At 68.9% G+C, this 21,872-nt stretch carries 20 protein-coding genes; 12 read left to right on the top strand and 8 right to left on the bottom strand.

Going from position 1 to position 21,872, the window contains the following annotated elements:
- Positions 1 to 55: 55 nt before the first annotated feature.
- Positions 56 to 1,978: a sulfate adenylyltransferase subunit CysN gene (cysN, locus tag ACWMMN_RS11490; protein ID WP_059233664.1), complete on the bottom strand. Its 1,923-nt coding sequence runs from the start codon at positions 1,976 to 1,978 to the stop codon at positions 56 to 58.
- Positions 1,978 to 2,874, bottom strand: coding sequence for a sulfate adenylyltransferase subunit CysD (cysD, locus tag ACWMMN_RS11485; protein WP_059233665.1), 897 nt, complete (start codon positions 2,872 to 2,874; stop codon positions 1,978 to 1,980). The genes cysN and cysD overlap by 1 nt, the downstream gene beginning before the upstream one ends.
- Positions 2,875 to 3,088: 214 nt before the next feature.
- Between cysD and ACWMMN_RS11480 the strand changes: the two genes are divergently transcribed.
- From ACWMMN_RS11480 to ACWMMN_RS11465, 4 genes are read left to right on the top strand one after another with little or no spacing between them, the layout of a single operon-like run.
- A complete protein-coding gene (locus ACWMMN_RS11480; RefSeq protein ID WP_174994631.1) occupies positions 3,089 to 4,198 on the top strand; it encodes a DUF1214 domain-containing protein in 1,110 nt (369 codons plus the stop codon).
- The gene (locus tag ACWMMN_RS11475) at positions 4,195 to 5,388 is read left to right on the top strand and encodes a sulfotransferase family protein (protein ID WP_059233667.1); all 1,194 of its coding nucleotides are present in this window, start codon (positions 4,195 to 4,197) and stop codon (positions 5,386 to 5,388) included. Before ACWMMN_RS11480 ends, ACWMMN_RS11475 begins: the two co-directional genes overlap by 4 nt.
- Before the next feature lie 41 nt (positions 5,389 to 5,429).
- On the top strand, positions 5,430 to 6,221 hold the full coding sequence (locus ACWMMN_RS11470) for an SDR family oxidoreductase (protein ID WP_486422676.1): 792 nt from the start codon (positions 5,430 to 5,432) through the stop codon (positions 6,219 to 6,221).
- A gap of 17 nt (positions 6,222 to 6,238) precedes the next feature.
- Positions 6,239 to 7,219 (top strand): hypothetical protein, encoded by a 981-nt coding sequence (locus ACWMMN_RS11465; protein ID WP_059236680.1) that lies wholly within the window; start codon positions 6,239 to 6,241, stop codon positions 7,217 to 7,219.
- Between the two features lie 60 nt (positions 7,220 to 7,279).
- Here ACWMMN_RS11465 and ACWMMN_RS11460 read toward each other — a convergent pair whose 3' ends face one another.
- Complete coding sequence (locus ACWMMN_RS11460) at positions 7,280 to 7,732, bottom strand: nuclear transport factor 2 family protein (protein WP_059233669.1); 453 nt, start codon at positions 7,730 to 7,732, stop codon at positions 7,280 to 7,282.
- 13 nt (positions 7,733 to 7,745) lie between these two features.
- Positions 7,746 to 8,225: an SRPBCC domain-containing protein gene (locus ACWMMN_RS11455; RefSeq protein WP_486422675.1), complete on the bottom strand. Its 480-nt coding sequence runs from the start codon at positions 8,223 to 8,225 to the stop codon at positions 7,746 to 7,748.
- A 326-nt stretch (positions 8,226 to 8,551) separates the two neighbouring features.
- Here ACWMMN_RS11455 and ACWMMN_RS11450 point away from each other — a divergent pair, with 326 nt between their 5' ends.
- Entirely contained in the window at positions 8,552 to 10,030 is a 1,479-nt protein-coding gene (locus ACWMMN_RS11450) for a cryptochrome/photolyase family protein (RefSeq protein WP_059233670.1), read from the top strand.
- Positions 10,031 to 10,052: 22 nt separating this feature from the next.
- Here ACWMMN_RS11450 and ACWMMN_RS11445 read toward each other — a convergent pair whose 3' ends face one another.
- The 3 genes from ACWMMN_RS11445 to ACWMMN_RS11435 all read right to left on the bottom strand — a co-directional run bounded on the left by ACWMMN_RS11445 (position 10,053) and on the right by ACWMMN_RS11435 (position 12,505).
- Complete coding sequence (locus tag ACWMMN_RS11445; RefSeq protein ID WP_059233671.1) at positions 10,053 to 10,175, bottom strand: hypothetical protein; 123 nt, start codon at positions 10,173 to 10,175, stop codon at positions 10,053 to 10,055.
- Positions 10,166 to 11,398: an MFS transporter gene (locus tag ACWMMN_RS11440; RefSeq protein WP_059233672.1), complete on the bottom strand. Its 1,233-nt coding sequence runs from the start codon at positions 11,396 to 11,398 to the stop codon at positions 10,166 to 10,168. The genes ACWMMN_RS11445 and ACWMMN_RS11440 overlap by 10 nt, the downstream gene beginning before the upstream one ends.
- Positions 11,399 to 11,563: 165 nt before the next feature.
- Positions 11,564 to 12,505, bottom strand: a complete 942-nt coding sequence (locus ACWMMN_RS11435) for a LysR substrate-binding domain-containing protein (RefSeq protein WP_059233673.1) — start codon at positions 12,503 to 12,505, stop codon at positions 11,564 to 11,566.
- A gap of 304 nt (positions 12,506 to 12,809) precedes the next feature.
- Here ACWMMN_RS11435 and ACWMMN_RS11430 point away from each other — a divergent pair, with 304 nt between their 5' ends.
- A complete protein-coding gene (locus ACWMMN_RS11430) occupies positions 12,810 to 13,847 on the top strand; it encodes an alpha/beta hydrolase family protein (RefSeq protein ID WP_059233674.1) in 1,038 nt (345 codons plus the stop codon).
- 126 nt (positions 13,848 to 13,973) lie between these two features.
- Positions 13,974 to 14,729 carry a 4'-phosphopantetheinyl transferase family protein gene (locus ACWMMN_RS11425; protein WP_174994625.1) on the top strand — a complete coding sequence of 252 codons (756 nt, stop codon included), beginning with the start codon at positions 13,974 to 13,976 and terminating at the stop codon, positions 14,727 to 14,729.
- A 21-nt stretch (positions 14,730 to 14,750) separates the two neighbouring features.
- On the opposite strand, the gene ACWMMN_RS11420 is transcribed toward ACWMMN_RS11425, so the two are convergent.
- Positions 14,751 to 15,671 (bottom strand): glutamate/aspartate ABC transporter substrate-binding protein, encoded by a 921-nt coding sequence (locus ACWMMN_RS11420; protein ID WP_059233676.1) that lies wholly within the window; start codon positions 15,669 to 15,671, stop codon positions 14,751 to 14,753.
- Positions 15,672 to 15,884: 213 nt separating this feature from the next.
- Here ACWMMN_RS11420 and hutH point away from each other — a divergent pair, with 213 nt between their 5' ends.
- Genes hutH through hutI form a run of 5 tightly spaced genes read left to right on the top strand, consistent with a single transcriptional unit; the run spans position 15,885 to position 21,678 of the window.
- On the top strand, positions 15,885 to 17,408 hold the full coding sequence (hutH, locus tag ACWMMN_RS11415; RefSeq protein WP_059233677.1) for a histidine ammonia-lyase: 1,524 nt from the start codon (positions 15,885 to 15,887) through the stop codon (positions 17,406 to 17,408).
- A 4-nt stretch (positions 17,409 to 17,412) separates the two neighbouring features.
- Positions 17,413 to 18,108 (top strand): histidine utilization transcriptional repressor HutC, encoded by a 696-nt coding sequence (gene hutC / locus ACWMMN_RS11410; protein WP_011352609.1) that lies wholly within the window; start codon positions 17,413 to 17,415, stop codon positions 18,106 to 18,108.
- Between the two features lie 39 nt (positions 18,109 to 18,147).
- Complete coding sequence (gene hutU / locus ACWMMN_RS11405; RefSeq protein WP_059233678.1) at positions 18,148 to 19,836, top strand: urocanate hydratase; 1,689 nt, start codon at positions 18,148 to 18,150, stop codon at positions 19,834 to 19,836.
- Between the two features lie 2 nt (positions 19,837 to 19,838).
- A complete protein-coding gene (locus ACWMMN_RS11400; protein WP_486422674.1) occupies positions 19,839 to 20,450 on the top strand; it encodes a HutD/Ves family protein in 612 nt (203 codons plus the stop codon).
- A 4-nt stretch (positions 20,451 to 20,454) separates the two neighbouring features.
- Positions 20,455 to 21,678, top strand: a complete 1,224-nt coding sequence (gene hutI, locus ACWMMN_RS11395) for an imidazolonepropionase (protein ID WP_486422673.1) — start codon at positions 20,455 to 20,457, stop codon at positions 21,676 to 21,678.
- Positions 21,679 to 21,872: the final 194 nt, after the last annotated feature.

Raw genomic sequence — 21,872 nt, 5'->3', positions numbered from 1 at the left:
ACGGAGTAGGCGACGCGGGCAAGCGGGCAACCGCCGGGCTGCCCGCTTGCGGCGCCTACGCCGTACGCTCGCGCAGCAGGTACGCGACGATGCGCTCGGCCGCTTCCTCCGGCGACTCGGCCACCGTGTCGACGCGCAGTTCGGGCTGCGCGGGCGGCTCGTACGGCGAGTCGATGCCCGTGAAGTGCTTCAGCTCGCCGCGCCGCGCCTTCTTGTACAGGCCCTTCGGATCGCGTTCCTCCGCGACCGCGAGCGGCGTGTCGACGAATACCTCGACGAACTCGTCGGGGCCGACCATCGCGCGTGCCATGTCGCGCTCCGCGCGGAACGGCGAGATGAACGACACGAGCGTGATGAGCCCCGCGTCGAGCATCAGCCGCGCGACTTCGGCGACGCGCCGGATGTTCTCCACGCGATCGGCCTCGGTGAAGCCGAGATCGCGATTGAGCCCGTGCCGCACGTTGTCGCCGTCGAGCAGGTACGTGTGCTTGCCGAGCGCGTGCAGCCGCTTCTCGACGAGGTTCGCGATCGTCGACTTGCCGGCGCCCGACAGCCCGGTCAGCCACACGATGCGCGGCGTCTGGGCCTTCTGCACCGCGCGTGCGTCGCGATCGACGTCGACGGCCTGCCAGTGCACGTTGTGCGCGCGGCGCAGCGCGAAGTGCAGCATCCCGGCGCCGACCGTGTCGTTGGTGAAGCGGTCGATCACGATGAAGCCGCCCGTATGGCGGTTGCGGTCGTACGGATCGAACGCGACGGGCCGGTCGAGGCTCAGGTTGCACACGCCGATCTCGTTGAGCGCGAGCGTACGCGCGGCAAGGTGCTCGCGCGTGTTCACGTCGACCTTGTACTTCGGCGTCGCGCAGGTCGCGCCGACCGTCTGCGTGCCGAGCTTCACGAGGTACGGGCGGCCGGGCAGCAGCGGCTCGTCGTGCATCCACACGAGCGTGGCTTCGAACTGGTCGGCGACTTCCGGCGGCGCATCGGCGCGCGCGATCATGTCGCCGCGGCTGATGTCGATCTCGTCGGCGAGCGTCAGCGTCACGGCGTCGCCGGCGCGCGCGATGTCGCTTTCGCCGCTTTGCGTGATCACCGTTGCGACGCGGCTCTCCTTGCCGGACGGCAGCACGCGCACGCGCTCGCCGACGCGGATCTCGCCCGACGCGATGCTGCCCGCGTAGCCGCGGAAATTCAGGTGCGGGCGGTTGACCCATTGCACGGGCAGCCGGAACGGTTCGTCGCGCGTCACGCGTGCGGCGAGCGGCAGGCGGTCGAGATGCTGCATCAGCGACGGGCCGGCATACCACGGCATCCGCGCGCTCGGGGCGATCACGTTGTCGCCGCGCAGCGCCGACATCGGGATGCTGACGATGTCCGCGAGCCCGAGTTCGGCCGCGAACGCGCGATAGTCGGCGTCGATGCGGTCGAACACGGCCTGGTCGTAGCCGACGAGATCCATCTTGTTGATCGCGAGCACGACGCGCTGGATGCCGATCAGCGCGACGAGATGGCTGTGGCGGCGCGTCTGCGTGAGCACGCCCTTGCGCGCATCGATCAGGATCACCGCGAGATCGGCGGTCGACGCGCCGGTGATCATGTTGCGCGTGTACTGCTCGTGGCCGGGCGTATCGGCGACGATGAACTTGCGTCGTGCGGTCGCGAAGAAGCGGTACGCGACGTCGATCGTGATTCCTTGCTCGCGTTCGGCCGACAGGCCGTCGACGAGCAGCGCGAAATCGAGCTCGCCGCCTTGCGTGCCGACCTTCTTCGAATCGGCTTCGAGCTGCGTGAGCTGGTCGTCGAACAGCATGTTCGATTCGTACAGCAGGCGGCCGATCAGCGTGCTCTTGCCGTCGTCGACGCTGCCGCACGTGATGAAACGCAGCAGGTCCTGGGTTTGCGTGGGGGCGTCACCGGTCGCGGGCGCGTCGGGGGCGTGGCGCGCGCGTTTGTCGGGCGCAATGAGTACGTGTGCCATCAGAAATATCCCTCCTGTTTCTTCTTCTCCATCGAACCGGCCGAATCGCTGTCGATCAGCCGTCCTTGACGCTCGGACGTGCGCGTCTCGCGCATCTCCTGCAGGATGTCGTCGAGCGATGTCGCATCGCTGTCGATTGCGCCCGTGAGCGGATAGCAGCCGAGCGTGCGAAAGCGCACCTTGCGCATCTGCGGGTGCTCGCCGTCACGCAGCGGCAGCCGTTCGTCGTCGACCATGATCAGCGCGCCGTCGCGTTCGACGACGGGGCGTTCCTTCGCGTAGTAGAGCGGCACGATCGGGATGTCGTGAAGCTGGATGTACTGCCAGATGTCGAGCTCGGTCCAGTTCGAGATCGGGAACACGCGCAGGCTTTCGCCCTTGCGCTTGCGCGCGTTGTACAGCGACCAGAGCTCGGGCCGCTGGCGCTTCGGGTCCCAGCGGTGCTGCTCCGAACGCAGCGACACGATGCGTTCCTTCGCGCGCGATTTTTCCTCGTCGCGGCGCGCGCCGCCGAACGCGGCGTCGAAACCGTAGTGGTCGAGCGCCTGCTTGAGCCCCTGCGTCTTCCACACGTCGGTGTGCACGGCCGAGCCGTGCGTGAACGGATTGATATCGTTCGCGACGCCGTCGGGGTTGATGTGCACGCGCAGGTCGAGGCCGAGGCGCGCGGCCGTCTCGTCGCGAAACGCGATCATCTCGCGGAATTTCCACGTCGTATCGACGTGCAGCAGCGGAAAGGGCGGCTTCGCCGGGTAGAACGCCTTCATCGCGAGATGCAGCATGACCGAGCTGTCCTTGCCGATCGAATACAGCATCACCGGGTTCTCGCTCTCGGCCACCACCTCGCGCAGGATGTGGATGCTTTCGGCCTCCAGCCGCTCCAAGTGGGTCAACATCGTTCGTCTCCTTGTTTCATGCCGGTGCCGCGCGACATGTGCGGCGTTTCGTGCATGACGCCAACGGTATCGAGCGAGCGGCGTGCCGCTCTTCGTCCGGGTGGACTAAACCGGCATGCGGCGGTGGAGCGGATCTTTCCTTAGTCCACCCGGACGAAGTGGCGCGCGGCGGTGGCGCTTAAGGTGAGCGCTCGACCATCGGCGGAGACGACACATGACGGACGACACACGAGCCACGCAATTGCTTTCGGGCCAGACCTGGGCCGATTTCTGCGACACCCTGAAACGCAGCGGACAACAGATCCTGCGCGCGGAAGCGCCGGACGATCCGCTGACGCGCGCGGAAGGCTTCCGCTACCTGAGCCGGCTGATGCGCATCGCGCTCGAAATGCACGTCGAATTCGCGGACGGCGCTTGGCCCGGCTTCTTCTCGCCGTCGCACGAGACCGCGAAGATCGGTGCCGACAATCCCGACAACCTGTACCAGTACGCACGCCTCGACGGCCGCTGCGAATACCGCGTGACGGGGCGGCGCGGCACGGTTGCGTACCTGAGCTTCGGTACGCAGAAGGGCGGCTACGAGACCGACGGCAAGATGCTGCAGACGGGCTTTCTCGATGCGAAGCAGCTCGAGATCGCACCGGACGGCAGCTTCGAGATCGTGCTGAGCGAGACGCCGCGCGAGGGCAACTGGGTGCGCATGGAGCCGGGCACGAATGCGCTGCTCGTGCGCCAGACCTTCCTCGACCGGCGTGCTGAAACGCCTGCACAACTGAAGATCGCGCGCATCGGCGCGGACGATCGCCCGGCGCCGCTCGATCCGCTCGCGCTGCAGGGTGGCCTCGCGCGCGCCGCGCAGTTCGTCGAGCAGACGTCGAAGCTGTTCGCGGACTGGGCCGCGAGCTACCGGTCGCACGTGAACGCGCTGCCGCCCGCCGACCAGGCGCTGTGCCAGTCGGTCGGCGGCGACCCGAACATCTACTACTACCACTCGTGCTGGGAGCTGGCCGACGACGAGGCGCTCGTGATCGATGTCGACACGGTGCCCGACTGCGACTTCTGGAACGTGCAGCTCAACAACTACTGGATGGAGTCGCTCGACTACCGGCACTTCGACATCTGCGTGAACAAGCACAGCGCGCGTTTGAATGCCGACGGTGGCGTGACAGTCGTGGTCGCATCCGCGCAGCCGGGCGATGCGAACTGGCTCGATACGGCCGGACATCGCACGGGCACGATCTGCTGGCGCTGGGTCGGCGCTGCGCAACCGGTACATCCGCGCACGCGCGTCGTGAAGCGCGCAACGTTGAAGGAGGCCGCATGAACGCGCCGCTCGACCGGATTCGTCCGTTGCTGGCCCCCGACGGCCTGATTGCCGAGGCCGTGTCGCGCACGGGCGGGCTCACCGCGTTCGGCGACGGGCCGTATCGCGAGGCGCTCGACGTGATGTGCGCATCGCTGATCGACGAAGCGGCGCTGTCCGCGCGCGGCGCGGAGATGATGCGCGAAAAGCTCGTCGGCCAGCTCGTGAACCGGCTCGTCGTCGAGGATTACTTCGGGCGTCACCCGGAGATCGCGGATATCGCGATCGACGATCCGCTCGTGATCGTCGGCCTGCCGCGCACGGGCACGACGTTGCTGCAGCGGCTGCTGGCCGTCGATCCGCGCTTTCATTCGGCTGCATGGTGGGAAACGCGCTACCCGGCGCCGCTTGCCGGCGAGACGCTCGACGCGCCGGCCGTGCGCATCGCGCGCGCGCAGGCCGAGGTCGCGACGATGATCGAGTGCATTCCGCAGATCCTGACGATCCATCCGCTCGACGCGATGCTCGCCGACGAGGAGTTCATGCTGATGGAGCATTCGTTCGTGTGCGCGATGGATTCGTACGCGAACGTGCCGCGCTATACGGCGTGGCTCGCGCGGCAGGATCTCACGCCGGTCTACACGTACCTGAAGCGGATGCTGCAGTTCCTGCAGTGGCAGAAGGCGCGGCGCGGCGTGGCGCCGGCGCAGCGCTGGCTGCTGAAGACACCGCAGCACCTGCATGCGATCGACGTGCTGTGCCGCGTGTTTCCGCGCGCGCAGGTCGTGCTCACGCACCGCGATCCCGCGCAGACGATTCCGTCGATGGCGAGCATGGCGCACACGCTGTGGCAGATGTATGCGGACGAACCCGATCCGCTCGCCGTCGGCGCGCAGTGGAACGCGGGGATGGCGCGCGCGATCGGTGCGGCGATGACCGCGCGCGACGCGCTGCCGGCCGACCGGTTTCTCGACGTGCGATTCGAGGACACCGTGTCGAATCCGCTGGGCGTGGCCGAAGCCGTCTATGCGTTCGCCGGGATGCCGCTCGATGCGGCGCAGCGCGCGGCGATGACGGGCTGGATGGCGCGCAACGGCCGCGACAAGCGCGCGGCCCACGACTATTCGATCGCGCGCTTCGGCTTCACCGATGCGCAGCTCGCGCACGACTTCGCCGCGTATCGCGCGCGGCACCTGCGGGCGGCCGGCTGACGGCCGCACCCGCGAGACGAACGACAACCAGGAGACAACGCATGTTGATGAAGGACAAGATCGTCGTGATTTCCGGGATCGGGCCGGGGCTCGGTGTGAAGCTCGCGGTCGAGGCCGCACGCGAGGGCGCACGCGGCGTGGTCGTCGCGGCGCGCACGATGGACAAGCTCGACGATGCGGAAACACGGATCCGGGCGCTCGGCGTCGATTGCGACGTGCTGAAGGTGAGGACCGACATCACCGACCGCGCGCAATGCAGACAGCTCGCGACCCAGGCCGTCGAGCGCTGCGGCAGGATCGACGCGCTCGTGAACAGCGCATTCGTGCACGGCACGTTTCCGGAGCCGGTGGAAGAAGCCGACCTCGACGGCTGGCGCGCGGTGTTCGATACCAACGTGTTCGGCACGATGGCGCTGACGCAGGAAGTCGTGCCGCACATGAAGCGGCAAAAGCGCGGCGCGATCGTGATGATCAACACGCAGGCAACCCGCAAGCCGTTTGCAGGGGAAGGCGGCTACGCTGTATCGAAGGGCGCGCTCGCGGTTGCGGCAAAATACCTGGCGCGCGAACTCGGCATGCACGGCATTCGCGCGAACAGCATCCACATGGGCTGGATGTGGGGCGTGCCGACGCAGACGTATTTCCGGCAGGCGGCGGCCGACAACGGGATGACAGAGGAGCAGATCATCGCGCCGATCGCGTCCAATATTGCGCTCGCGAAGCTGCCGACCGACGACGATTGCGCGCGCGCGGCGCTGTTTCTCGCGTCCGATTACGCGAATGCGGTGACGGGCGCGACGCTCGACGCGAACGGCGGCGATTTCATGCCTTGACGATGGAGCAACGGATCATGCAGGACACCCGACACGCGCAGCATTTCTTCGCGTTCAACGGCGACGCGGACGGCCTGTGCGCGCTTCAGCAACTGCGGCTCGCGGAGGGCGTGCGCGGCACGCTCGTAACGGGCGTGAAGCGCGACATCAGGCTGCTCGAGCGGATCGACGCGCGCGCGGGCGACATCGTCACCGTGCTCGATGTGTCGCACGACCAGAACCGCGACGCGTGCGCGCGGCTGCTGCGCGACGGCACGACGGTCCGCTATTTCGATCATCACTTCGCGGGCGAGCTGCCCGACGATCCGCGCTTCGACGCGCATATCGACACGGCGGCCGACGTCTGCACGAGCGCGATCGTGAACCGTCATCTCGGCGGCCGGCACGTGCGCTGGGCGATCGTCGCGGCATTCGGCGACGAACTGCCGGCGCTCGGCGATGCGCTCGCGCGCGAGCACGGGATCGGCGAGGCCGAGCGTTGCACGCTCGCCGAACTCGGGCTCTACCTGAACTACAACGCGTACGGCGAATGCGTCGGCGATCTGCATTTCGATCCGGCGGCGCTCGCCGACGCGATGCTGCCGTGCACCGATCCGCTCGATTTCGTGCGCGAGACGGCCGTGTTCGCCGCGCTGCGCGATGGATACCGCGATGACATGGCGCGCGCCTGCGCGCTCGCGCCGCTGCGCGAGGTGCCGGGCGCGACGCTGGTCCGGATGCCGGATCATCCGTGGGCGCGGCGCGCGACGGGCATGCTCGCGAACGAGCGGATGCGCAATGCGCCGCATGCGGCGCTCGCGGTGCTGTCGCCGCGCGCGGAGGGCGGGCTGGTCGTCAGCGTGCGCGTGCCCGACGGCCGGCCGATCGGTGCGGACGAGTTCTGCCGCGGGTTTGCGACCGGCGGCGGGCGCAAGCGGGCGGGCGGCATCAACCATCTGCCGGAAGCCGAGTTCGACGCATTCGCCGAGCGCTTCGAGGCCGCGTTCCGGCTCGACTGATGCCGCAACGGCCGCGCGTGCGCCGTGCCGCTTTCGCACGGCGCACGCGTCGCGGCCGGTTCAGCCGGTCGCGCCCGCGAGCACGGCCGGCACGTTGTGGCCGTAGCAACGCTCCTCGACGCGTTCGGCAATGCGCCAGCCCTGCGTGGTGCGCACGAACCGGTCGACGTACCACAGCCCGAGAAACATCACCTGCGTGCCGCCGTCCGGCAGCGCGACTTCCATCGGATTGAAGCAGATCGTGCGGCCGCGCGCGGTGTCGCCGTCGAGCCGGATCGACAGGTTGCCGACCAGATGCTGGTACCGCGGAAACTGCGGCAGCACGGTGCGCAGCCATGCCTTCACGTCCGGAAAGCGGCCGGCGATGCCGCCCATCGCGCGATAGTCGATCGCCGCGTCGGGCGTGAACACCGAGTCGAGCGCATCGAAGTCGCGCGCATCGATCGCGCTCGAATACGCGACGACCAGCTCGCGGATGTCGTGGTGGTCGGACAGCGTTTGCAGATCGGGCATCGGCCGCTCCCGGTCACGCGCTTTTGCGCGTGCGTGCCGCGTGCAGCGCTTCGGCGCGCTGCTTCACGTCGCGCGCGCACTGGTCGAAGCCCTGTTTCACCCAGGCGCCGTGGTGCTGCATGATCGTGTCCGCGTTGACGCCGAGGAACTGGTCGGTCGTGAAATAGCGGCAGCGCGCCGCGCCGTTCGCGTCGATGTACTGGTCGCGGCGCGCGGCGTCCTTGTTGTCGTCGGTCGGGCGCTGCTCCCACGACAGCAGGCGTTCGGGCTCGTACGCGACGAGGATCTCGCTGACCGGAATCACCGTCTCGGTGCCCGGAATGCGCACCTGCATGTGCACGGAATCGCCGAGCTTGCCGGTCGTTTCGAAGCCGATGCAGAACGTGTTCCATTCGCCGTAGCGCGGGAAATCGGTCAGCACTTCCCACACGACGGAGGCTGGCGCGTCGATGTCGACGGTGATCGAGGTGACGAGATTCGAGGGTTTGGTCATGGCGGCGTATCGGATGAAGCCGTGCGCGCCCGGAGGGCCGGAGGCGTCGCGGCGGTCGAAAGGCGTCGCGCCGGCATCGGCCGGCGCACGTGACGGGTGCGGACCGGCGCCCGCGGGGCCGGTATCGGCCGGCCCGACTCGCGCAGCGCGGCGCACCCGACATCGAGCGTAGGCCGGTGCCCGCGGCGAAGAATCGTCGGAATGGACTAAGGCGTTTCACCGGGCGCGGCGGGCGGCGCAATTGGCGCGACCGTCGGCGGCGTCGACACCACGCCGCGCAGCCGCGACAATACGCATCTCTTCGCGCTTTCGCCATCGAGGTACCCGTGCCTGCCAAGTCGTCCGTTGCCCCTGCGATCGTCTGGTTCCGCGATGATCTGCGCGTGACCGACCAGCCCGCGCTGACGCGCGCGGTCGAATCGGGCCGGCCGCTCGTCTGCGTATTCGTCGACGACAGCGGCGACGGTGCCGGGCGTCCGCCCGGCGGCGCGGCGCGCTGGTGGCTGCACGGGTCGCTGGCCGGGCTCGATGCCGCGCTCGCGCGTCATGGCGGACGCCTGCTGCTGCTGCGCGGCGACGCGCAGCGCGAGATCGAGCGCGTGGTGCACGATACGGGCGCGCAAGCCGTGTACTGGAACCGCCGCTATGCACAGCCGCAGCGCGACGCCGACGCGGCGCTGAAGACGTCGCTCAAGGCGCGCGGTGTCGCGGTCGAGAGCAGCAACGGCAGCCTGCTGAACGAACCGTGGGAGGTGCTGACGGGCAGCGGCGGGTCGTATCAGGTGTTCACCGCGTACTGGCGTGCGGCGCGCCGCGACCGTACGGTTGCCGTGCCGCTGCCGGAACCCGAGCGGATCGCATTTCATCCGTGGCCGAAGACCGTGCGCGACCGGGCGCTGGCGCTCGACGCGCTCGCGTGGCTGCCGCGCGCGCCGGACTGGGCCGGCGGCCTGCGCGATGCGTGGCCCGCGCCCGACGAAGCCGGCGCACACGCGCAACTCGACGCCTTCCTGACCACGTCGCTCGCCGGTTATGCGGATGCGCGCGATCGTCCCGACCGGCCCGCGACGAGCCGGCTGTCGCCGTTCCTGCGCTTCGGCAACGTGTCGCCGCGACAGGTGTGGCACGCGGTGCAGGGTGCCGCGCACGCAGGCGGCGCGGCGTACGCGGCGGACGCCGAAAAATTCCTGAGCGAGCTCGGCTGGCGCGAGTTCAGCTACACGCTGCTGTATCACTTCCCGGCGCTCGCGACCGACAACTTCCGCGCACAGTTCGACGCGATGCCGTGGCGCGACGATCCTGCTGCGCTGCACGCGTGGCAGTGCGGGCAGACCGGCTATCCGCTCGTCGATGCGGGCCTGCGCGAGCTGTGGACGACCGGCTGGATGCACAACCGCGTGCGGATGGTCGTCGCGTCGTTCCTGATCAAGCACCTGCTGATCGACTGGCGCGCGGGCGAAGCGTGGTTCTGGGACACGCTGGTCGATGCGGACCCCGCGAACAACGCGGCGAGCTGGCAGTGGGTGGCCGGCTGCGGCGCCGATGCCGCGCCGTATTTCCGCATCTTCAATCCGGTTGCGCAGGGGCAGAAGTTCGATCCGGACGGCGTGTATGTGCGGCGCTGGGTGCCCGAGCTTGCCGGCCTCGACAACGCATCGATCCATGCGCCGTGGGAAGCGTCGCCGCTGGAACTCGACGCGGCCGGCGTGCGGCTCGGCGTCGACTATCCGGAGCCGCTCGTCGAGCATGCGGCCGCGCGCGCCCGCGCGCTCGATGCGCTGGCCGCGTTGCCGAAGCGCCGCTGACTGCCTGCCCCGGCCTGCCGCATCAGTTGCAGAACGCGACGTGCTCGAGCAGCGCGTACGCGACGCCCGAATCGAAGTAGGCCGCGCCGCACCACGCGACGAACGCGAGCGTGCCGGCGGCCAGCATCGTACGGATCATGCCCATGCCGCGTTGCCGGATGCCGGACGCGCGACTCGCGCGTCGTCGATCGGCAGGTGCAGCAGCGCCGCGAGCACGCCGAGCGCGATCGAGCCGATCCACAGCGGCAGATACGAATGCGTCGCGTCGTACACCACCGCACCGAGCCAGACGCCGAAGAAGCTGCCGAGCTGGTGTCCGAAGAACACGAAGCCGAACAGCGTCGCGATGTAGCGCACGCCGAACACCTGCGAGATCACGCCGTTCGTCAGCGGCACCGTGCCGAGCCACGTGAACCCCATCACGGCCGCGAACACGTAGACGCTCGCGGGCGACAGCGGCGCGACGACGAAGGCGGCCATCGCGAGCGCACGCACGAGGTACAGCACCGACAGCACGTACTTGCGCCGCAGCAGCCCGCCGAGATGGCCGCACGCATAGGTGCCGGCCACGTTGGTCAACGCGATCAGCGCGAGCGCGACGCTCGCGTGGCGCGCGGGCAGCCCGTGGTCGAGCAGGTAGGCGGGGAGGTGCGTCGCGATGAACGCGAGCTGGAAGCCGCACGCGAAGAAGCCCGCGTTCAGCAGCCAGAAGCCGCGATGCGCGAACGCCTCGCGCACGGCGTCGCCGATCGACTGGCCGGGGCCGGCGTCCGCGCCGGCCGCCTGGGCGGGCCGGTCGCGCAGCAGCACGGCGAGCGGCGCGAGCAGCGCCGCGACGAGCGCCAGCGCGATGAACGCATGCCGCCAGCCGATGCCGCCGATCAGTTCCTGCGCAACGGGCACCATGCAGAACTGGCCGAGCCCGCCGATCGCGCCCGCGACGCCGAGCGCCCAGCCGCGCCGGTCGGGCGGAAACAGGCGGCTCAACGCGCCGTAGATCGACGCGAACGCCGAGCCCGACAGCGCGATGCCGATCACGAGCCCGGCGCCGACCGTGAACAGGCCGGTGGTGCCCGCATGCGCCATCGTGACGAGCCCGGCCGCATACAGCAGCATCCCGGCGACGATCACGCGCACCGAGCCGAAGCGGTCGGCGATCATCCCCGTGAACGGCTGCGCGATGCCCCAGATCAGGTTCTGCAGCGCGAGCGCGAGCCCGAACGCCTCGCGCGACCAGCCGTGGTCGAGCGATACGGGTGCGAGAAACAGGCCCTGCACGTGGCGGATGCCGAGCGCGGCGCCCATGATCAGGCCGCCTGCCAGCACGGGCAGCCAGCGGCGCCGGACTTCCTGCTCGATCGGGGTCATGCGTGTCTCCGGATGAGGGCGCGCGGCGAAGCGGCCGCGCTCGATCCGATTAGACGATCGGGGCCGCCGTCGCTCAAGCGATCATTCGGTCAGGTTGACATGCGTGAGAGGAATGCGACGGAGTGACGGCGACAGCGCACGGTGACGCGCCTCGGGACAGCCGGCTCATGCCGATGCCGTGCCGTGCGCGCGCATGGCCGCATCGCATTCGGCCGCTTCCGCGAGCATCCAGTCGCGCACGTCGGCGACTTCGCGGCGCGGGGCCGGATCGTGCTGGAACAACCAGTAGCCGTATGCATCCGACAGCGCCTGCGTGTGCGGCCCGAGCACCGCGAGCCGGCCGTCCGCGAGCATCGGCGCGACGAGCGCGAGCCGGCCGAGCGCCACGCCCTGGCCCGCGATCGCGGCCTGGATCACCTGGTCGTACTGGTTGAAGCGCAGCACGCCTTTCGGGCGCGCGTCGCCGAGGCCTGCGGCGTGCAGGTGCGCATGCCACTGCAGTTGCGGTTGCGGCGGCCCGTCGAATTCGAGCAGCACGTGACCGGCGATCGCGGCGGCGTTCGTGACCGGCTGCGCGGCGAGCGCGGGATGCGCGACCGGTACGACGATCTCGTCGAACAGGCGCAGCGCTCCGGCCGGCGCGCGCTCGCGCGGGCAGTAGCGGATGCCGAGGTCGATGCCTTCGGCGCGCAAATCGAGTACCTTGTCGTTCGCGGCGACACGCAGGTCGATCCCGGGCAGGCGAGCCTGCAGGCGCCCAAGCCGCGGCAGCAGCCACAGCGCGGTGACGCCGATGCTCGCGGTGATCGTGACGGGCTGGCGCTCGCGCGCGGCGGCGAGCGACGCGACGGTGTCCTGCAGCCCGTACAGCGCCGCATCCGCGACGCGGAACAGACGTTCGCCTTCCGGCGTGAATGCGATCTTCCGGTAGCCGCGCTGCAGCAACGCGACGCCGAGATGCGCTTCGAGCGCATGGATCTGGCGGCTGACCGCCGACTGCGTGACGCACAGGTCCTGCGCGGCGAGCGTGATGCTCATGCGGCGGCCGACGGCGACGAAACCGCGGACGAGATCGAGCGAAGGGAGGCGGACGAGTGGCGTTGACATGCGCGTGACTCATGCGAACGGAGCAGCAAGATTGGTTGAGAACGCGGCACGCGTCAAGTTCAATGGAGGCTGGGCGGTGGGCGCGGGCAGCGGTTCGCGAAGCACGGGGCCCGCTCAGGCGCCGATGCGCTTGCGCTGGTTGTCCTCGAAGCATGAGGGCTTGGGCAAGGTCTGAAGCGCAAACTGGGCCGATCGCGAAGCATGAAATCCGAGTAAGCGCTGAGGCGCTAATTGGGACCGACCGCGAAACATGGAGTTTGAGTCAGCGCTAATGCACTAACTCGGACCGACAGGAGACAGGACGATGATGTCGAACGAAGGAAGCGGGGCGGCGCAGGGTAGTCGCGCGGCAGGCGCATTGCCGCCCGAGCCCGTGACGCTGCGCGCCGCCGACGGTTACGAATTGCGCGGCCATGTCTGGCGTCATCGCGGCGGCGGCGCCGCGCGGCCCGTGACGGTCATCAATTGCGCGACGTCGGTGCGCTGCGACTACTACTTCCGTTTCGCGGCCTGGCTGTTCGCGCAGGGGCGCGACGTGCTCGTCTACGACTATCGCGGCATCGGCGGGTCGCGCCCGGCGCGGCTCGCGAAGCTGCGCGCGAACTGGCTCGACTGGGGGCGGCTCGATTGCGAAGCCGCGTTGCAGTACGCGCGCGACGCGTTTCCGGGCCAGCCGCTCGACGTCGTCGCGCATAGCATCGGTGGCTGCTTGCTCGGGCTCGCGGCATCGAACGTGCATGTGCGGCATGCAGTGACCGTCGGCGCGCAGTATGCGTACTGGCGCGACTATCTGCCGGCCGAACGGCGCCGCATGTGGTGGAAGTGGCACGTCGCGATGCCCGCGCTCGCGGCCGTATTCGGCTACGTACCCGCGAAGCGGCTCGGCTGGATGGAGGACACGCCGCGCGGCGTCGCGCTGTCCTGGGCGCGTGCGCAGCCGCGTTTCGAGGATGGCTACATCGGCGGCGTGCTCGATGCCGGCGCCGTGAGCCGCACGGCGTTGCCGGCGCGTTTTGCGGGGCTGACGGCGCCGATGCTCGCGATCGGCATTGACGACGACGCGTTCGGCACGGTCGACGCGATCGAGCGGCTGGTCGGCTACTACGCGGGTAGCCACGTCACGCATCTGCGGATCGCGCCGGCCGACATCGGCGTCGACGCGATCGGCCATTTCGCGTTTTTCCACAGCCGCTTCACCGACACGCTGTGGCCCGTCGCGCTGTACTGGCTGCAACACGGGGTGCTGCCGGCCGACGCGCCGGGCGCCGTGCATGCGCTTCACCCCGCATCGCGCGGACAGGTGGCGGTTGGCGGCCTGCCGGGTGTGGCCGCGAACGGGTGACCCGGCGGAAGCGAACGAACGCAACGCGCGGTACCCGTTCGCTTCCCGATGCCGCTTCGGCGGCCGCGTGCCGGCGCGATCGATTAACATCGGACGTTTCATTCCCCAGCACAGGCTGCCGCGCCGATGTCCATCCCGTCCGCTTCCGCTTTCCAGGTAGAAACGCCCCGTGCGTGGCGCGTGCTGGCACTCGACACACCGCGCGCCGCGTCCCGCGCGGGCGTGCGGATCGCGCGCGTCGATTTCGACTGGCGCGTCCCGCTCGTGTCGCCCGCGTATGCGGCGCTGAACGACGACGAGCGCGCACGGGCCGCGCGCTTCCTGCGGCACGAGGACGCGGTGCGCAGTGCCGCGACGCGCGCCGCGCTGCGCGACGTACTCGGTGCGGCGCTCGGTATCGCACCGCATGCGGTCGCGATCGTCGTCGACGCATCGGGGCGGCCGTCACTGGACCCCGCGCATCGCGCGTCGCTCGATTTCAACGTGTCGCACGCGGGCGAGCATGCATTGCTCGCGTGGGCGCCGGCGGGCCGCGTCGGTGTCGATATCGAGGGCGGCAACCGCGCGGTGGACTGGCGCGCGCTGACGCGCGAAGTCTGCGCGCCTGCCGAGGTCGCGTATCTCGACGGCCTGCCGCCCGGCGAGCGCGAGGGCGCATTCCTGCGCGTCTGGTCTGCGAAGGAGGCGCTGCTGAAGGCGCTCGGCACCGGCATCGTCGGCGGATTGCGTGCGTTCGCGGTCGTGCCGCCGCGCGACGCGGCGACACCCGCGACGACGATCGTCGAACCGGCCGCGCCTGCCGCCGGCGTCGCGGCGTTCGACGCGGCGTGGCTCGACGCGGCGCCCGGCTACGCGGCGTGCGTCGCGTGGACGCGCGCATGAGCCGATGTCGCCGCGCGGCGCTCACTCGAGCGGCGCATCGTTCGGCGCCGCGTAGCGCGCCTTGATCACGTCGCTCATCGGGAAGTCGAACGACAGCCCCTTCGGCGGCACCGGCTTCATGAACCATTTGTCGTAGAGCGCGTTGATCTCGCCGCGCTTCATCAACTGCACGAGCACGCCGTCGACGAGCGCCTTGAACTGCGGATCGTCCTTGCGCAGCATGAACCCGTAGGCTTCCGACGACTGCGGCGTGCCGACGATCTGCCAGTCGGCCGGTTTCGCGGCGAGCTGACGCACGCCCGCGAGCAGCACGTCGTCCATCATGTACGCGGCCGCGCGGCCCGATTCGAGCGTGAGGCGTCCTTCGCCGTAGTCCTTCGCGCTGATGATCTGCATGTTCATCTTCTTTTCCTCGTTCATCTTGCGCAGCAGGCGTTCCGACGTCGTGCCCTGGTTCGTCACGACCGTCTTGCCGGCGAGGTCGGGGAAGTCGTGGATGCCCGACGTCGTGCGCGTGAGCAGCCGCGTCGTCGCGACGAAGAACGTGGTCGAGAACGCGACCTGCGCGTGGCGCGCGGCGAGGTTGGTGGTCACGCCGCATTCGAGGTCGACGGTGCCGTTCTGAACGAGCGGGATGCGGTTCTGCGACGTGACCGGGATGAAGCGCACCTGCAGGTCGGGCTTGCCGGTGCGCGCCTTCACGGCCGCGATCACGCGGTCGCACAGGTCCTGCGAGAAGCCGATCACCTTGCCGCCCGCATCGACGTAGGAGAACGGCACCGACGTTTCGCGGTGGCCGATCGAGATCAGGTTGCTCTGCCGGATCTTGTCGAGCGTGCCGGACAGCGGCTCGGCGGCGAGCGCGGCGCCGCACGCGAGCGTGCATGCGGCGACGAGCAGGGGGCGGCCGAACCGGCCGGCGAATCGTGACGGGAAAGGCATGGCGGTCTCCGGGGTGAATGCTGATCCGTATGTTGCCAAATACAAAATAATTGCAACATATGTTAAGCGCCGGATCCCGTCGACCGATCCGGCGGGCCGCGCCGGACATCAGGGAAACTCCCAAGTCGAAATCGGTGAAAAACGGGTTGTCTAGACAAGTTGACGTGGCTACACTTCAATCCATTCCGAACTTGTCTAGACAGGATTGCTCACATGATTACGTTGACCCCCGGCCACCTGACCCTCCCGCAACTGCGCCAGATCGCACGCGAATCCGTGCAACTGACGCTCGACCCGGCCAGCTTCGCGAAGATCGACGCCGGCGCGAAGGCTGTCGCCGACATCGCCGCGAAGGGCGAGCCGGCCTACGGCATCAACACGGGCTTCGGCCGCCTGGCCAGCACGCATATCCCGCACGACCAGCTCGAGCTGCTGCAGAAGAACCTGGTGCTGTCGCACGCGGTCGGCGTCGGCGAGCCGATGGCGCGTTCGTCGGTGCGCCTCTTGATGGCGCTGAAGCTGTCGAGCCTCGGCCGCGGCCACTCGGGCATCCGCCGCGAAGTGATGGACGCGCTGATCAAGCTGTTCAACGCGGACGTGCTGCCGCTGATCCCGGTGAAGGGTTCGGTCGGCGCATCGGGCGACCTCGCGCCGCTCGCGCACATGTCGGCCGTGCTGCTCGGCGTCGGCGAAGTGTTCATCCGCGGCGAGCGTGCAAGCGCGCTCGACGGTCTGCGCGTCGCGGGCCTCGCGCCGCTGACGCTGCAGGCGAAGGAAGGCCTCGCGCTGCTGAACGGCACGCAGGCGTCGACCGCACTGGCGCTCGACAACATGTTCTCGATCGAAGACCTGTACCGCACGGCGCTCGTCGCCGGCGCGCTGTCGGTCGACGCGGCCGCCGGTTCGGTGAAGCCGTTCGACGCACGCATCCATGAACTGCGCGGCCACCAGGGCCAGATCGACGCAGCGGCGTCGTATCGCGACCTGCTCGAAGGCTCGCCGATCAACCAGTCGCACCGCGACTGCGACAAGGTGCAGGATCCGTACAGCCTGCGCTGCCAGCCGCAGGTGATGGGCGCGTGCCTGGACCAGATGCGCCATGCGGCCGACGTGCTGCTGGTCGAAGCGAACGCCGTGTCGGATAACCCGCTGATCTTCCCGGACACCGGCGAAGTGCTGTCGGGCGGCAACTTCCACGCCGAGCCCGTCGCGTTCGCGGCCGACAACCTCGCGCTCGCCGCAGCGGAAATCGGCGCGCTGGCCGAACGCCGCATCGCACTGCTGATCGACGCGACGCTGTCGGGCCTGCCCCCGTTCCTCGTGCGGGACGGCGGCGTGAACTCGGGCTTCATGATCGCCCACGTGACGGCGGCCGCACTCGCATCGGAAAACAAGACGCTCGCGCACCCGGCGTCGGTCGACTCGCTGCCGACTTCCGCGAACCAGGAAGACCACGTGTCGATGGCGACGTTCGCCGCGCGCAAGCTCGCCGACATCGCGGACAACACGAAGCACATCCTCGCGATCGAACTGCTGGCTGCCGCACAAGGCGTCGACCTGCGCGCGCCGTATCACACGAGCCCGAAGCTGGCGCCCGCGATGGAAACGATCCGCGGCAAGGTTGCGCATTACGAGCTCGACCACTACTTCGCACCGGACATCGCAGCGATCGCGAAGCTCGTCGGCGAGCGCGCGTTCGCGAAGATCAGCCCGTTCTCGTTCGCATCGGAACAGTAAGCTGATGAGCGCGCCGGTCTACCAGGAAATCAAGGATTTCATCCTGGGCCGCATCCACGCCGGTGAGTGGGAGGAGGGCGACCAGGTGCCGTCCGAGAACGAGCTGGCGCGCGAATTCAAGGTGGCACGCATGACCGTCAACCGCGCGCTGCGCGAGTTGACGGCCGAGCAGGTGCTCACGCGCATGAAGGGCGCGGGCACCTACGTCGCACGGCCGAAGTACGAGTCGACGCTGGTGGCGATCCGCAGCATCTCGGAGGAAGTCGGCGCACGCGGGCACGCGTATCACGCCAGCGTGCTCGGTCTCGACACGATCCGCGCCGACGAGGCGCTCGCCGACGAGATGCAGGTGGCCGTGCGCACGAAGCTGTTTCATTCGCAGGTGCTGCACTTCGAGAACGACGAGCCCGTGCAGCTCGAAGAACGGTGGGTGAATCCGGCGGTCGCGCCGGATTACGCCGAGCAGGATTTCACGAACACGACGCCGAACCTGTACCTGATGCGCGCGGCGCCGCTGCAGCGCGTCGAGTACCGGATCGAAGCGGCGGCCCCGGCGCCGGAACGGCGCGAGCAGCTGCGGATGGACGACGTCGAGCCGTGTCTGGTTTTACATCGGCGCACCTGGTCGCAGGGCGTCGTCGCCTCGGTGGCGAATCTGTGGCATCCCGGCAGCCGTTATCGCTTCACCGGGCATTTCTGATTCCTATTTGATAGTCATTTTCCTTCGGGAGCAGTCGTCATGAACCATCCGAAACACATCGATCCCCGTCTCGATCCGACGCGCACGATCCGCGCGCCGCGCGGCAGCGAGAAGACCTGCAAGACCTGGCTGGCCGAAGCGGCCTACCGGATGATCCAGAACAACCTCGACCCGGAAGTCGCCGAGCACCCGCATGCGCTCGTCGTCTACGGCGGCATCGGCCGTGCAGCGCGCAACTGGGAATGCTACGACCAGATCCTCGCGTCGCTGAAGGATCTCGAAGAGAACGAAACGCTGCTGATTCAATCGGGCAAGCCGGTCGGTGTGTTCCGCACGCACAAGGATGCGCCGCGCGTGCTGCTCGCGAACTCGAACCTCGTGCCGCACTGGGCGAACTGGGACCACTTCCACGAGCTCGATCGCAAGGGCCTGATGATGTACGGCCAGATGACGGCCGGCAGCTGGATCTACATCGGCAGCCAGGGCATCGTTCAGGGTACCTATGAAACGTTCTTCTCGGTCGCGAACCAGCACTTCAACGGCGACCCGTCGGGCCGCTGGATCCTGACGGGCGGCCTCGGCGGCATGGGCGGCGCGCAGCCGCTGGCCGCGACGATGGCCGGCTTCTCGATGATCGCGGTCGAATGCGACGAGACGCGCATCGACTTCCGCCTGAAGACGCGCTACGTCGACAAGAAGGCGACGACGCTCGACGAAGCGCTCGGCATGATCGAGGAAGCGAAGCGCACGGGCAAGCCCGTGTCGATCGGCCTGCTCGGCAACGCGGCCGACGTGTTCCCGGAACTCGTCAAGCGCGGCATCACGCCGGATTGCGTGACCGACCAGACGAGCGCGCACGACCCGATCAACGGCTACCTGCCGCAAGGCTGGACCGTCGCGCAATGGCGCGAAGCGCAGAAGGTCGATCCGCAGAGCATCGTGAAGGTCGCGAAGCAGTCGATGGCCGTCCAGGTGCAGGCTATGCTGGATCTGCAGGAACGCGGCGCGGCGACGCTCGACTACGGCAACAACATCCGCCAGATGGCGCTGGAAATGGGCGTCGAGAACGCGTTCGACTTCCCGGGCTTCGTGCCGGCGTACATCCGTCCGCTGTTCTGCGAAGGCAAGGGCCCGTTCCGCTGGGTTGCGCTGTCGGGCGATCCGGAAGACATCTACAAGACCGACCAGAAGGTGAAGGAGCTGATCCCCGACGATCCGCACCTGCACAACTGGCTCGACATGGCGCGTGAGCGCATCGCGTTCCAGGGCCTGCCGGCACGGATCTGCTGGGTCGGCGTGAAGGATCGCTATCGCCTCGGCCAGGCGTTCAACGAGATGGTCAAGAACGGTGAACTGAAGGCGCCGATCGTGATCGGCCGCGACCACCTCGACACGGGTTCGGTCGCGAGCCCGAACCGCGAGACGGAATCGATGAAGGACGGTTCGGACGCGGTCAGCGACTGGCCGCTGCTGAACGCACTGCTGAACACGGCAGGCGGCGCATCGTGGGTGTCGCTGCACCACGGCGGCGGTGTCGGCATGGGCTTCTCGCAGCACTCGGGCGTCGTGATCGTCGCCGACGGTACGGCTGAAGCGCACGAGCGTCTCGGTCGCGTGCTGCTGAACGATCCGGCGACGGGCGTGATGCGCCATGCGGATGCCGGCTACGAACTCGCGCAGCAGACGGCACGCGAAGCCGGCCTGAAGCTGCCGATGCTCGGCCGCTGAGCATGACGGCGCTCGACCAGGCGCCGGTGAGCGCGACGCTGATCCGCGCGGCGGATCTCGTCGCGTCGCCGTGGAAGAACGGCGGCGGCGTGACGCGCGAGATCGGCGCGTTCCCGCCGGGCGCCGCGCTCGACGCGTTCGCGTGGCGCGTGAGCGTCGCGGATGTCGGCATGGCCGGGCCGTTCTCGCGTTTCGACGGGATCGACCGCACGCTCGTGCTGCTGTCCGGCGCCGGCATGACGCTGGCCGAAGCGGGCGGAGTGCAACACGTGCTCGATGCACCGCTGGCCCGTGCGGATTTCGCGGGCGAGACGGCGATCGACGCGACGCTGCACGACGGCGCGACGCGCGACTTCAACCTGATGACGCGCCGCTCGGCCGCACGGGGCACGCTCGACGTGTGGCGCGCAGGCGCGCACCGCATCGCGCACGCCGATACCGTGCTGCTGTTTTGCGCGGCCGGTGCGGTTGACGTTGAACTCGACGGCACGCACCACGCGCTGGAAGAACTGGACACGTTGCGGCTCGACGGGCCGCGGCGTGCGTTTGACGTCGTCGTGAGCGGTAGCGGCGCGCTGCTCGCCGTATCGCTCGCCATCGGCGAACGAGACTGAACGCATGAAACCGACTGTCTGGCATCACCTGAGGCTGTGTCCGCACGGCCATCCCGACGAGACGATCGACGATGCGGCGATCGCCGCCGATGAAACCGGCACGATCGTCTGGCTCGGCGCGTTGTCCGCGCTGCCGCACGGCTATGCGCACTGGCAGCGCGAAGACCTGCACGGCGCGTGGGTGACGCCGGGTCTCGTCGATTGCCACACGCACCTCGTGTACGGCGGCACGCGTGCCGACGAATTCGCGCAGCGCCTCGCGGGCGTCAGCTACGAGGAAATCGCGCGGCAGGGTGGCGGGATCGTGTCGACGGTGCGCGCGACACGCGCAGCCGACGAGACGACGCTGTTCGTGCAGGCCGCCGCGCGCCTGCAACCGCTGCTCGCCGAAGGCGTGACCGCGATCGAGATCAAGTCGGGCTACGGGCTCGACCTCGCGAGCGAACGCAAGATGCTGCGTGTCGCGCGCCAGCTCGGCGAACGCTTCCCGGTCACCGTCCATACCACCTTCCTCGGTGCGCATGCGCTGCCGCCCGAATATGCGGGCCGTGCGGACGCGTACATCGACGAAGTGTGCGACCGGATGCTGCCGGCGCTGGCCGACGAGGGGCTCGTCGACGCGGTCGACGTGTTCTGCGAACGGATCGGCTTCTCGCTCGCGCAGACCGAACGCGTGTTCGAGGCTGCGACGCGGCGCGGGCTGCCCGTGAAGCTGCATGCGGAGCAACTGTCGAACGCGGGCGGCACGGTGCTCGCCGCGCGTTACCGCGCGCTGTCCGCCGACCACCTCGAATTTCTCGACGAAGCGGGCATCGAGGCGATGAAGGCGGCCGGCACGGTCGCCGTGCTGCTGCCCGGCGCGTACTACTTCATCCGCGAAACGCAACTGCCGCCGATCGAGCTGCTGCGCAAGCACGGCGTGCCGATCGCGCTTGCGACCGATCACAATCCCGGCACGTCGCCGCTCGAATCGCTGCTGCTGACGATGAACATGGGCTGCACGCTGTTCCGCATGACGGTGCCCGAGGTGCTGCAGGGCGTCACGCGCCATGCGGCTGCGGCACTCGGCCGTGCGGATCGCCACGGCGCGCTCGAGGTCGGTCGCCAGGCCGACTTCGCCGCGTGGTCGGTCGGCTCGCTGTCCGAGCTTGCGTACTGGATCGGCCGGCCGCTGTGCGAGCAGGTCGTTCGCGGCGGCACGACGGTATTCCGCCGGATGAACGGATAGTGTTGCAATGGATCGGACCGGGCCGGGTAATGACGTGCCCGGCCCGATCGACGCTTTGCATGGGACCGGGCCGTGCGCGCCAGCGCGCACGCCGGTCGATCGCCGCGAAGCAGGGGCAGGCGCGCTGATGCGCTCGCACTTGCCGACCGCGGTACGCGGCCGGACGAGACGCCGAAGCGCTTGATCCGGTCAAT

The sequence above is a fragment of the Burkholderia cepacia complex sp. TUM26381 genome (assembly GCF_057439935.1).
Note: the sequence above shows the minus strand (reverse complement) of the source record. Positions and strands in the feature narration are given on the sequence as shown.

Bases quoted from the DNA above. Each gene is read 5' to 3' on its own strand.
- cysN (WP_059233664.1), bottom strand. From the start codon at position 1,978: ATGGCACACGTACTCATTGCGCCCGACAAACGCGCGCGCCACGCCCCC.
- cysD (WP_059233665.1), bottom strand. From the start codon at position 2,874: ATGTTGACCCACTTGGAGCGGCTGGAGGCCGAAAGCATCCACATCCTG.
- ACWMMN_RS11480 (WP_174994631.1), top strand. From the start codon at position 3,089: ATGACGGACGACACACGAGCCACGCAATTGCTTTCGGGCCAGACCTGG.
- ACWMMN_RS11475 (WP_059233667.1), top strand. From the start codon at position 4,195: ATGAACGCGCCGCTCGACCGGATTCGTCCGTTGCTGGCCCCCGACGGC.
- ACWMMN_RS11470 (WP_486422676.1), top strand. From the start codon at position 5,430: ATGTTGATGAAGGACAAGATCGTCGTGATTTCCGGGATCGGGCCGGGG.
- ACWMMN_RS11465 (WP_059236680.1), top strand. From the start codon at position 6,239: ATGCAGGACACCCGACACGCGCAGCATTTCTTCGCGTTCAACGGCGAC.
- ACWMMN_RS11460 (WP_059233669.1), bottom strand. From the start codon at position 7,732: ATGCCCGATCTGCAAACGCTGTCCGACCACCACGACATCCGCGAGCTG.
- ACWMMN_RS11455 (WP_486422675.1), bottom strand. From the start codon at position 8,225: ATGACCAAACCCTCGAATCTCGTCACCTCGATCACCGTCGACATCGAC.
- ACWMMN_RS11445 (WP_059233671.1), bottom strand. From the start codon at position 10,175: ATGGGCATGATCCGTACGATGCTGGCCGCCGGCACGCTCGCGTTCGTC.
- ACWMMN_RS11440 (WP_059233672.1), bottom strand. From the start codon at position 11,398: ATGACCCCGATCGAGCAGGAAGTCCGGCGCCGCTGGCTGCCCGTGCTG.
- ACWMMN_RS11435 (WP_059233673.1), bottom strand. From the start codon at position 12,505: ATGTCAACGCCACTCGTCCGCCTCCCTTCGCTCGATCTCGTCCGCGGT.
- ACWMMN_RS11430 (WP_059233674.1), top strand. From the start codon at position 12,810: ATGATGTCGAACGAAGGAAGCGGGGCGGCGCAGGGTAGTCGCGCGGCA.
- ACWMMN_RS11425 (WP_174994625.1), top strand. From the start codon at position 13,974: ATGTCCATCCCGTCCGCTTCCGCTTTCCAGGTAGAAACGCCCCGTGCG.
- ACWMMN_RS11420 (WP_059233676.1), bottom strand. From the start codon at position 15,671: ATGCCTTTCCCGTCACGATTCGCCGGCCGGTTCGGCCGCCCCCTGCTC.
- hutH (WP_059233677.1), top strand. From the start codon at position 15,885: ATGATTACGTTGACCCCCGGCCACCTGACCCTCCCGCAACTGCGCCAG.
- hutC (WP_011352609.1), top strand. From the start codon at position 17,413: ATGAGCGCGCCGGTCTACCAGGAAATCAAGGATTTCATCCTGGGCCGC.
- hutU (WP_059233678.1), top strand. From the start codon at position 18,148: ATGAACCATCCGAAACACATCGATCCCCGTCTCGATCCGACGCGCACG.
- ACWMMN_RS11400 (WP_486422674.1), top strand. From the start codon at position 19,839: ATGACGGCGCTCGACCAGGCGCCGGTGAGCGCGACGCTGATCCGCGCG.
- hutI (WP_486422673.1), top strand. From the start codon at position 20,455: ATGAAACCGACTGTCTGGCATCACCTGAGGCTGTGTCCGCACGGCCAT.